The 10,725-nt window shown below is 67.8% G+C and carries 8 protein-coding genes; 3 read left to right on the top strand and 5 right to left on the bottom strand.

Annotated features, from left to right (window positions below; all coding sequences use genetic code 11):
• From QE494_RS00170 to QE494_RS00160, 3 genes are all read right to left on the bottom strand, one after another.
• On the bottom strand, positions 1-2,356 hold a 2,356-nt coding region (locus tag QE494_RS00170; protein WP_300040269.1), incomplete at its 3' end, for a CaiB/BaiF CoA-transferase family protein.
• On the bottom strand, positions 2,356-3,570 hold the full coding sequence (locus QE494_RS00165; RefSeq protein ID WP_300040266.1) for an acyl-CoA dehydrogenase family protein: 1,215 nt from the start codon (positions 3,568-3,570) through the stop codon (positions 2,356-2,358). The genes QE494_RS00165 and QE494_RS00170, both read right to left, overlap by 1 nt.
• A gap of 28 nt (positions 3,571-3,598) precedes the next feature.
• Positions 3,599-5,116, bottom strand: coding sequence for an MmgE/PrpD family protein (locus QE494_RS00160; RefSeq protein ID WP_300040264.1), 1,518 nt, complete (start codon positions 5,114-5,116; stop codon positions 3,599-3,601).
• Positions 5,117-5,376: 260 nt separating this feature from the next.
• On the opposite strand from QE494_RS00160, the gene QE494_RS00155 reads away from it, so the two are divergent.
• The 3 genes from QE494_RS00155 (at position 5,377) to QE494_RS00145 (ending at position 7,435) form a co-directional block, all read left to right on the top strand.
• Complete coding sequence (locus QE494_RS00155) at positions 5,377-6,348, top strand: tripartite tricarboxylate transporter substrate binding protein (protein WP_300040262.1); 972 nt, start codon at positions 5,377-5,379, stop codon at positions 6,346-6,348.
• A gap of 65 nt (positions 6,349-6,413) precedes the next feature.
• A complete protein-coding gene (locus QE494_RS00150; RefSeq protein WP_300040260.1) occupies positions 6,414-6,941 on the top strand; it encodes a MaoC family dehydratase N-terminal domain-containing protein in 528 nt (175 codons plus the stop codon).
• Positions 6,938-7,435, top strand: coding sequence for an acyl dehydratase (locus QE494_RS00145; protein ID WP_300040258.1), 498 nt, complete (start codon positions 6,938-6,940; stop codon positions 7,433-7,435). The genes QE494_RS00150 and QE494_RS00145 overlap by 4 nt, the downstream gene beginning before the upstream one ends.
• On the opposite strand, the gene QE494_RS00140 is transcribed toward QE494_RS00145, so the two are convergent.
• Together QE494_RS00140 and QE494_RS00135 are read right to left on the bottom strand one after the other, a co-directional pair.
• Complete coding sequence (locus QE494_RS00140; protein WP_300040256.1) at positions 7,432-7,965, bottom strand: type III secretion system chaperone; 534 nt, start codon at positions 7,963-7,965, stop codon at positions 7,432-7,434. The two genes, QE494_RS00145 and QE494_RS00140, sit on opposite strands and share 4 nt — an antisense overlap.
• Positions 7,962-9,422 (bottom strand): hypothetical protein, encoded by a 1,461-nt coding sequence (locus QE494_RS00135; protein WP_300040254.1) that lies wholly within the window; start codon positions 9,420-9,422, stop codon positions 7,962-7,964. Before QE494_RS00135 ends, QE494_RS00140 begins: the two co-directional genes overlap by 4 nt.
• Positions 9,423-10,725: the final 1,303 nt, after the last annotated feature.

Here is a 10,725-nt window from a genome sequence, read left to right as displayed (position 1 = left end):
CATAGCGGGGCCCTGGGTGGCGGATGTGGACATCGCGGTTGGCCAGCTTCCAGGGCCGTCCCATGATGGGCCTCACCCCCATCGGCGCAGGCAGGTCCACCCGCTCGTGAAAACCGCGCCAGGCCAGGTGGGGGTCGAGCAGCAGGTCGCGGTTGTTCATCACCGGCCCGCAGGCGATGCCGGCGGCCTGCAGCCGGTGCATCACCAGCAGGCCGTCCTGGCCTGCCACCCAGGCGGCCACGAGCGCGTCGACCTCGACGCGCCGCGCCTGGCGCTGCGCAGCGGACCACAGGTCCTCAGGCACCTGATGGCCGGTGGCGGCCATCAGCCGGGTCAAGGTTTGCCATTGGATATCGGTCTCGACCGTGAGGGCGAGCCAGCGGTCCTCGCCGAGGCAGGGGTAGACATTGCTCGGAACGAACTGGGCATGCTCATTGCCGATTCGCTCGGGCTGGCTGCCGTCGATCTGGTACTGCAGCAGGGCCTCAGGAATGAGGGCCGCGCCCACCTGGTACATGCCCAGGTCGATCCACTGGCCAGCGCCGCCACGTCGCACATGGCGCAGCGCAGAGAACAGGGCGGCGAGGCCGGTCCAGCAGGCCAGGAAGTCGGGATAGGACTGCCCCACCTTCCAAGGCGGGTCACCCCGGTAACCGGTGTAGGCGGCAATGCCCATGGTGACCTCCAGGGTGGTGCCCTGGCTGGGGAAATTGCGCCAGGGGCCAGTCGACCCGTAGCCGGTGTTGGACAGGTAGATCAGACGCGGGTTGATCGCCAGCAGCGCCTCATGGCCGAGGCCCCAACTGTCCATCACCCGCGGGGTGAAGTTGTCGACGACGATGTCGGCATGGGCCACCAGGTCCCGCAGCAGCGCCTTGCCCTCGTCGGTCCCCATGTCGATGACGATGGAGCGCTTGCCCCGGTTGACCACCTGGAACATGCCCGAGCGATTGATGCCGTCCACGCTGGCGTCGTTGTCCAGGTAAGTGGTGAGTACCCCCTGGCGGGTCGGGTCAAGCTTGCGCGGTGACTCGATCTTGATCACCTCGGCGCCCAAGTCGCTCAGAAGGGCGGCCATGTAGGGCACTGCAATCACCGTGGCCAGGTCCAGCACCCGCAGGCCTTCCAGCGGCAGACGGGCCGAGCCCGGGGCGGGTACCACGGGTGGTGCGGACGATGTAGCCGGCGAAGCGGCGGGTGTGGCGCGTCCAGCCCAGGCCTCGAGCACCTCATCGTTGTGCTCGCCGAGCATGGGCGCGCGTCGTGTGACGCGGGTCGGGGTACCGGTCATACGGGCGAGTTCGCCCGGGTAGCGGAAACTGCGCCCGCTCGGGTGCTCGACGTCCACCCAGAGACCGCGCTGCGCCAGCTGCTCGCAAGCCAGCAGGTCGGGGGCGGTCTGCACCACGCCCATCAGGGCGCGCAGGCGGGAGCCCTCCAGAAAAATGTCCTTGGCGTCCCGGTCCTTCACCGCGGCGGCGATGAGGTCACGCGCCTCCTGCACATGCTGCGAGCGCAGCTTGTTGCTGGCAAATTTCGGGTCACGCAAGGCCTCGCAACGGAACAGGTCCGCGAAGGTTTCGTTGGGAACAGCCAGGCTGGCCTGGAAGGAGAGGTAGCCGTAGCGCGTTGGAATGGGCGCGCCCGAATAGGGGTCCTGCACTGGCAGGCGGCGGCCCTGGATGGCGCCCATGAAGGTGTAGTAGGTCTCGCAGGTCACCAGTTCGGAGACCAGGCACTCCTGCACCGACAGGTCCACATGATCACCGACGCCATCGCGCTCCGCCGCGCAATGCGCGGCCAGCGCCGCATAGGCGGCATTGAGTCCCGCACCGAGGTAGGCCTGATTGAGGCCGTGCTTGAGGGGCGCGCGATCGGCGGAGCCGCTGATCTGCATGATGCCGCTCATGGCCTGGTGCACCAGGTCACTGCCGGCATAGTGCGCGTAGGGACCGGACTGGCCGAAGTCACTCACCGAGACCACCACCAGCTGGGGGTTCCAGGCCATCATCTGCGCTGGTGCCAGGCCCAGGGCGGCCAGTTGCCTGGGCCGCCAGCCCTCGATCACGATGTCGCAGGACTCGACCAAACGGCGGATCGCGGCCTGTCCCTCGCGTGAATCCAGATCCAGCTGGAGCCCGCGCTTGTTCCAGTTCAGATAGGCAAACATCAGGCTGCGCTCGGCCTCGGGCCCCTCCTCCAGGCGCGGCGCCAGCTGGCGCGCGGGGTCGCCGGCACCGGCGGGTTCGACCTTCACCACGTCGGCGCCGAAGTCGCCCAGGATGCGGGCTGCGAGCGGCGCTGCGATACCAAAGCCGAGGTCGAGGACGCGCACGCCCTCCAGAGCGGACGGCATCACTTGCCTAGCAGCTTGCGCGCAATCAGGATGCGCTGGATTTCACTGGTGCCACCGCCGATCTGGGTGTGGCGCAGGACGCGGTAGAACAGCGTGAGCGGCAAGTCCAGCGACTCGCCCATGGCGCCGTGCACCTGGATGGCATGGTCCACGCAGCGCGCGCCCCACTCGCTGGAGCACAACTTCACCAGCGCCGCTTCGGTGCGAACGTCCTCGCCGCTGTCGGCTCGCGCGGCCATCTCGTAGGTCATGGAGCGCAGGGCTTGGATGTCGATGTGCATGTCGACCAGGTGCCACTGGATGGCCTGGCGCTCGGAAAGCGGCTTGCCGAAGGTGACCCGCTGCTTGGCCCAGTCGACCGACATGTCCAGCGCGCGCTGCATCTTGCCCAGGGCATAGGGCCCGCGCAGCAGGCGGTCGTGAATGGTGAGCCAGCGCTGGCCCAGGCTGAAGCCCTTGCCAACCTCGCCAAGCACGTCCTCGTCCGGAACATAGAGGTCGTCAAAGTGCACCACATGCTGCTTGGCAATCGTCGACAACCAGGTGCGGATGCCAGGAACCTCAACCCGCAGGCCGGGGTTTTTGCGGTCGACCAGGAACATGGTGATGCCCCCGCGCTGGCGCTTGTCGGGGTCGGTCACCGCTTGCACCATCATGAAGTCGCACTCGTGGGCGTTAGAGATCCACATCTTGGTGCCATTGAGCACCCAGCCATTGCCCTTGCGCACCGCCCGGGTCTGCATCATGCCGCCCGGGTCAGAGCCCGCGTCGGGTTCGGTCTGGGCAAAGGCGGTCACCTTGGTGCCCTCGATCACCGGCTTCAAGAAGCGGTCGATCTGGTCGCCCTGGCACTCGTACAGGATGTTGGGCACATTGGCGATCGGCAGCATGATGGGCGAGTAGTACAGCTGCTCGAGGATGGCCGCCTGTGCCAGCAAACCCAGGCCCGGGCCGCCGTATGCCTCGGGCACCATCAGGTAGAAGAGGCCCGTGTCGCGGGCGATCTTCTCCAGGTGCGCCGCCACCTCGGTGTTGAACACCGCGCGGATTGCCGGCAGTTCGCGCATGCCATAGGCATGGTTGGGGCTGCTCAGCCACTCTTGCTCGCGCGGCATCAGCTCGTCGCGCACGATGCGGCGGGCGACCTCGCAGAACTCCTGAATCTCGGGCGGCAGGGTGTAGGAACCGGATGCGGTGTTGTCGGTAGCGTGCATGGTTTTCTCAGGTTTTTAAGTCGTTCAATCAGGAGGCTGCCAGGGCATAGAGCGTGTCGGTGCCGGGCAAGGTGTCGATCGACATCAGGGCGTCGAAGAGCGGCCCGGGTGCGGCTTGCAGGCCGCCATGGGCCAGGCAGTCGTTGAACTTGGTGCGCAACTCGCCGGTGGCCAGCGGCCGCTCGGGACCGCCGCGCACATAGTCGACGGAGCACGTCAGCGCGCGTCCGTCACGGGTGTGCACGGTGACGATGTCCTCTGGCGCTTCGCCGGGGCGGGTGGCGTCTTCGCGGTCCTCGGGCAGCACCTCGACGCGCCGCATCAGGGCCTGCACGTCGGCGCGCAAGACGAACTCTTCGCGCAGCTCCATCAGCCCGCAGCCACGTGCGATCAGGGCTGCAGCCATGGCAAATTGCACGCTGAACTTGGCCTCCGGGACCGTCTGGGGCTGGGCGTAGCGCAGGGTGGACCGGTTGCGCCGGCTGATGGTCACTTCGACCTTCTCCACCTGCTCGGGGGTAAGGTCTGTGTCCTGAATCAGGCCCAGCATGCCATCGATAGATCGGTGTGCGGCGAAGCAAGACGGGTACTTCTTCACGTTCACCCCACCCACCGGCAACTTCCAGTCGCGACCTGCCTGCACCGGCGAGGCCAGGTCCACCCGGCCCGCCGGCGACAGGCCCGCCATCAGCCCCTTGGGGTGCTCGAGCGCATCGGGAGTGCCGGTGTAGCCGCCCTGGGCCAGGCGCGCCGCCATCACACCCGCCTGCGCAGCGCGGCCGGCGTGGTAAGGCTTGGTCATGGTGCCGAAATTGGCGATCAGGCCTGCCGACTGCGAGGCCGCAATGGCCAGCGCGTGGCAGGTCTGGGCGGCGCCGAGTCCGCGCAGGCTGGCGCAGGCCGCGGCGGCGGCCAGGGAACCGAAGACACCGGTGGGGTGCCAGCTGTGGTTGTGATAGTGGTCAGGCTCGCGCCGCATCAACTCGGCCCAGGTCTCGTAGCCGGCGGCATAGGAGGCCACCATTTGGCGACCGCTCGCGCCCAGCACCTGCGCCTCGGCCAGCAGGGCCGGCACCACCACCACGCTGATATGCCCGCGCTGGGCGGCGTCGTCGTAGTCGAGCGCATGGGCAGCGGTCGCATTGATACAAGCTGCATCGGGCGCGCTGGCGGTCCCCTGGTCGACCAGCAACCGGCAGGCGCCGGGGGCAGGCTCCAGCGCCGCGCGTAGCAGCCGGGCCTCCTGTGAATGGCGGCCGGCCACCCAGGTGGCAAAGGTGTCGGTGAAGCCGATGCGGATGAAGGGCAAGGCACCCGAGGGCAGGTCCTCAAAGCGCAGGTCGGCAACGAAGCGGGCGAGGTCCTCGGTCAGGCGCATGGCGTGCAGACGGGGGGCCACCGGCGCGCCGCTGAGGTTGCGCGCGCCGCGGGGGTTAAGTGCGCCGCTGTGGTTGCAGGTGCCGCCGGGCTCAAGCAAGCCGCAGGCGCGTGGGTTTCCAGCCAGTCCAAAGCGGCTGAAACTACCCAGGGGCCGTGGTCGGGGCACATCCTCAAATGATAGCGCTATCAGTACCCTGGGTCAATCAAGGGGCCGCGCTGCGCCAGGGGGGGTCTGGCCCCCGACGAATGCCCCCCGCAGCCCTCGTGAACCGCACGCGCCGCCCATGCACCATTAACGAACAATCCACGCACCAAAATAATCCCCCCTGCGCCCGGGGTTAGCGCCCTTGACAGCACCGCGCCGCTTGCCTAGCCTGCCGGGCAGCCCTTGAAGTTAGCGCTATCATTTTTTACGGAGTCCTTGCCATGACCATCCTCTCCGCCCTCGCCAAACGCGCGTCGGTTCTGCTTCTGGCCCTGTGCGGCGTCGCCTGGGCCCAGGCGCCCTTCCCCAACCAGGGCATGCGCATCATCTTGCCCTTCCCGGCCGGCGGCAGCACCGACCCGGTGGCGCGCATCATTGCCCAGAAGCTCACCGAGGAATGGGGCAAGCCGGTCATCGTCGACAACAAGCCGGGCGCCAACACCATCATCGGCACCGAGGCCCTGCTCAAAGCGCCCGCCGACGGCCACACCCTGCTTTACACGGCGAGCACACACCTGATCAATTCGCTACTCGTTCCCAACCTGCCCTACGACAGCTTCAAGGACTTCCAGCCAATCGCCAGCATCGTGCGCAGCGACTTCGTGCTGGTGGTGCACCCCTCGGTGCCCGCCAACAACCTGCGCGAGTTCATCGCGCTGGCCAAGGCCAAGCCCGGCACGATCGACTACGCCATCTCCGGCAACGGCAACCCCAACCACCTGGCGGGCGAATATTTCGGCATGCAGGCCGGCGTCAAGATGAACAGCGTCCCCTACAAGGGCGGCGGCCCAGCCATCAACGACCTGCTCGGCGGCCAGGTCAAGGCCATGTTCTCGGTGCCTACCGCGGTGACCGGGCACATCAAGGCCGGCAAGCTGCGGGCACTGGCCTACACCGGCGACAAGCCGTTGCCGGGCCTGAGCATTCCCAGCTTCGCGCAGGCGGGTTTGCCTGGCTTCGAGATCAACTCCTGGAACGCGATCTTTGTCTCCGCCGGCACGCCCCGGCCCATCGTGGAAAAGCTCTCTGCGCAGATCGGCAAGATCCTCGCCTTGCCCGACGTGAAGGAAAAGCTCGCCGCGCAGGGCCAGGAGCCCTGGTTCCAGGGCGCCGACCAGTTCGGGGCCACGCTGGCCGTCGACCGGCAAAAGTACGCGGCCATCGTCAAGGCTGCCAACATCAAGCTCGACTGAAATGAGCCACACCGGGCCCAGGGCCCACACCGCAGCGTCGGCCCTGCGATCCGGAGGCTGAGCGCGTGGCCTGGGTCGATGGGGCGACGCTGGCGCGGGTGGGCGTCTGGACCGACGACATCGAGTGCTGCGACGCGGTCGAAGCGGGCGCGGTGCGCCGCTTTGCCCAGGCCATCATGGACGAGAGCCCCGACTACGCCGAAGGCGCGCAGACACGGTTTGGCGGTCCGGTCGCGCCCCTGCTCTTTCCCAATCACATGTTGCGTCGGCCCCTGGGCGCCCCCGACCTGGTGCAAGCGCAGGCGCACAAGCCCGATTTCGACGGCGTGGTGCCCCAGCCTGGCCTGCCCCCCCTCGGCGCCCTGGCCCAGTTACCGGTGGTCAACGGGGGCGCCGAGTTCGAGTTCTACCGGCACGCCTTGCACGGGGAACGGGTGCGCTTTCGCCAGCGCTACGCTGAAATTCGCGAGACCGCTTCGTCCAAGGGGCCGCTGGTGGTGGTGGTGATCGAAGGCGAAGTGCGTACGGCGGCAGGCGAGGTGCTGCTGCGCGCCCGCCGCACCCTGCTGCGCAGGCCGGAGCAAACCGCATGAAGCCCAGCCCTTTGTTCGACGCGGTGCCGATCGGGCTGGAACTGCCCATGTTGGAAAAGGGCCCGCTGGGCCCGGTGCACCTGATGCGATGGTCGGCGGCGATGGAGAACTGGCACCGGATCCACTACGACCACGCCTTCGCCACCGGGCACGACGGCCTGCCAGATTTGCTCATCAACGGCTCGCTCAAGCAGCAGTTCATCGCGCAGTTGCTGCGGGACTGGGCGGGCGACGCGGGCTGGGTGTGGAAGGTGGGGTTTCGTTTCCGGGCGATGAACACGGTGGGCCAGACGCTGCGGGTTTGGGCCCGGGTGACCGAGCGCCAGCGCCTGGCCAACTACGGCCTGGTCAGGCTTGAGCTGGGCGTCCTTGACGAAGACGGACGGGAGTCGACCCCGGGCTGGGCCGAGGTGGCGCTGCCGCTGTCCGCCGACGCGCCGGTGCCCTACCCGTTCACGCCGCCGGCGACCGGGCAGCCCCAGCCCCAGCACTAGCCCCAGGAGAAGCCTGCGGCCTCACGCATCTCGCGGGCCTGGCGCGCCAAGCTCGCCAGCGCCTTCTCGGCCATCGAGTCGTCCAGCATCAGCACCGCAGGAAGACCCGAGGTCATCACCAGATGGCCCGACTCGGGGTGCAGGCCTAGGTAAGCGCCCTCGCAGGTCCGGCACAGGTTGGCCTCGAGCGCGAAGCGCCAGGCCTCGTGCGCCAGCGCGGGCTCGGGCAGGCCGATGTCGCAAAACAGCTCGACCATCAGATTGTCCAGGTCCAGGCGCCAAGCCAGGGTCCCGCCCTCGAGCAGGCAGCTGCCCGCCTCGACCGCCTGGTCAGCGGCCTCGGCACTGGCCAGCAGGCCGGTGAGCGCCCGCGCCAGGCTGGCGCGCAGGTCGACCGCAACCTGCTCAAGCAGGTCATCGCTCGTCGGCCCGCCCGCGAGGGGGGCGCCTGCCGGTGCAGCCCCGAGGCGGGGATCGGGGCCCAGAGGGGGCATCGCGCCAGATGGGACCCAGGCGGCGTCGCCGATCATTGCGGGGCTCCGGTCGCAGGAGCAGCAGCAGCAGCAGCAGCAGGATGGGCGGCGTCGTACTGCCGGGCCTGGATCGCCCGCAGACGGTCGCCACGACTTTTGCTCTCCGCGGCGATGCCCGGGTCATTGACCACATAGCGCTCATTCAGCGCCATTGCGATGCCCCAGCCAGGAATCAGGGTGAGGAAGTTCACGGTCCCCACCAGATCACTATTCAGGCCCACGCCCTCCGCCAAACTTTTCGCGACGGAGAACAGCAGCATGGGGACGCAAAAGAGGCCGCAGCGCTTGGCTGAGGTCCTGCCCGCGTCCATGAGCGGGGCCAACTCCCGGGGCGGGAGGACGTCGGGGACAGCCACTGCCGCCTGCGCAGCCACTGCGACCGCCTGGCCTGGCGCAGCCGCCTGGCCAGCCTGTGCCTGTGCCTGTGCCTGTGCCGGGGCCGGGGCCGGCCTGGTCGCAGGTTCCACCAAAGTTGGGTGCCAATCTTGACCCAATATCAGACCGCCAAAACCGGCGATCGGCCGCACAGTCACATACTTGACCACGGCCTCGGCCGTGGATTGCCAGCTACACAGCTCGTCAATGGACTGCAGCATGGCGGTGCGATGGCGCGGTGTGCTGGCATCGAGCCAGGGGTAGTCCCGCGACAGAAAGAGCAAGCGATGCAAGGCGACGCCAGCGGTGGCGGCAAAGCCGAAATTCCGGAAGGCCTCCACCCGCCCCCGCGGTTCACTCACCCCATAACTGCCATAGGCCAGGGAGGCCAGGAAGGGCCAGTACTGCGCAGTCGCCAGCAGGAAACCCCGCGGGGTCTTGATGAAGGGGGCAGGTTTGCCGAGGCTGTCGGGCTCGATCGCCTTGGTCCAGCTTGGCAACCACTCGGCCATGCGCAGCCAGCGCTGCGCCGTCATCGAGAGTGCGGTGTGCGCCACCACCGGCACCGAACCCGACTTCGCTTGGTCGCCCCAGAACTGCTCCATGAGTGTGTTGAAAATCATGAAAGAGCAGGTGTAGCCCACTCCCGAGCTGGCGAGCTGGGCCGGGAAGTCGCGCACCCACTTGGCCGTGAAGCAAGCCAGCTGCAGGCGCTCAGCGGTGACACCGGCGCGCGCCAGGGCCTCCAGGACGCCAACCACGCGGCCCGGCTCATGCTGGCGAACCGAGGTTGGAAGTATCTGCTCCAGGGCTTTGCCCAAGGCCAGGAACTTCTGGGGGTCGGGTGGCGGGCCCCCGGCTTGCGCGTGAAGCCCGGAGGCCCAGGTGGCCAGCGCGACCAGGCGATCCGCGGTTGCGCGGTCTGGCCGAGGAATGCGGGCCAGCAGCTCGACGACTTCGGGGTCTCCTTGCCGGGCACCGCAGAAAGCGCGCCACGCATCGGCGCCCTGGGCTCCGGCGGCCGCGCCCTGGTTCAGTTCATGCCATTGGCCGCTGCGCCTCGCCTCCTCGGGGGTCATCACCGCCCCCGGGCCCGCGCCGGCGGGTTGGAGCCCTATCGCTACCGCCGCATGGTCCGCTGCAGCTAATCCTGGGGCTGCGGGGGGCGGGCGCACTGGCGTTTCCAATAGAACCGCCGTCTGTTCTGCGACACGGACTGGCACTTGGACTTGCTCTTGAGCATGGGCCCGAGTAGTTGTTCGTGATGACGCCCGTAGCGGAGGCATTTGAGCTGCAGGCGAGGTCGACGTGTAGTTGTTGGAGGTCTCCATAGGCCCGGCGCCGCCGGCGTGAGATCTCAATGCAGGGCTAACTTTCGAGTCGGGCGCTACCCGGAGGTTGTGAGTGCCCGCAGCGGCACCCTGGACGTCAGCAGATAAGCAGGCCGGCATCAGAAATAGCTCCAGCAGCCCCCCGTCCAATTGGGGGTCGTGCTCGATGTCGACACTCGGCAATGGGGAGGAACTGCGCGAGGACGACTGGCTCAGGCCGTACGGCAAGGAGTGCTGTGCACGATGCGATTTATGGTCCCTACGGTCGCTAACTGCTCCGGGCGTCTGGAAGAAGTCATCCGACGCCTTGACCGAAGAGGGGGTGTCGCCCCCCAACGCGTGCGGCGCCAGGGGCCGAACCACTGTCGGTCGCGAGGTCGACTGCCCTGTCTCCAACGCAGTGGGGTTGAGCATTGGGGAAGGCGAACTGAACGGATGGATGGACGCAATTCGATTGCCCGAAAGCGATGCGGACGGGTTAAGGACGGCGGGAACCGGAGAGTGGACGGAAGTCCCCACGGGCCGGAGCGGCGATAAGCGCGCGCCAACCAATGGGATCGGCGTCGGCTGTCTTCCATTACCGCCGCGGTCCTCCGGTATCAGGTGTGAGGCGGCGGATGCGCCAGTCGCTACCTTGCTACTGGCCGAACTCCCTACCTTGCCTGGAGAGGGCGCCGCCGAGCCCTCCACCCTACTTTGCGCTGATGCCGCTGATGCCGCTGATGCCGCACGTCCCGCCGACGAAGGCGCGCGCGGGACCTGCGCGGTGACCTGTTGGCGAGAAGTTGAGGTGGCAGAACCCGTCGTAGTCCTCGTCTGCCCGCCTGTCCGGTTGGGTGGTGATGTCACCCCTGCTGTTTTGGGAGCCACAGGCGCTTGCTCCTTGGTAAGAGCGACGTCTGTCGCTCTGTGTGAACCCGCTACTTTTCCTGGCATGGCCCCTCCCTCTCATCTGTGTGGTGTCGGAACGCGACGGCAGGCACGCGGCCGCCGATCGTGGGCCATGGGTAACGAGGCTTGGGGGGGTGTCGCGCACCAAACTGGCCCGCGT

This window comes from Ramlibacter sp., from assembly GCF_029866045.1.
GTDB lineage: Bacteria > Pseudomonadota > Gammaproteobacteria > Burkholderiales > Burkholderiaceae_C > Ramlibacter.
This window is presented reverse-complemented; position numbering and strand designations above follow the sequence as displayed.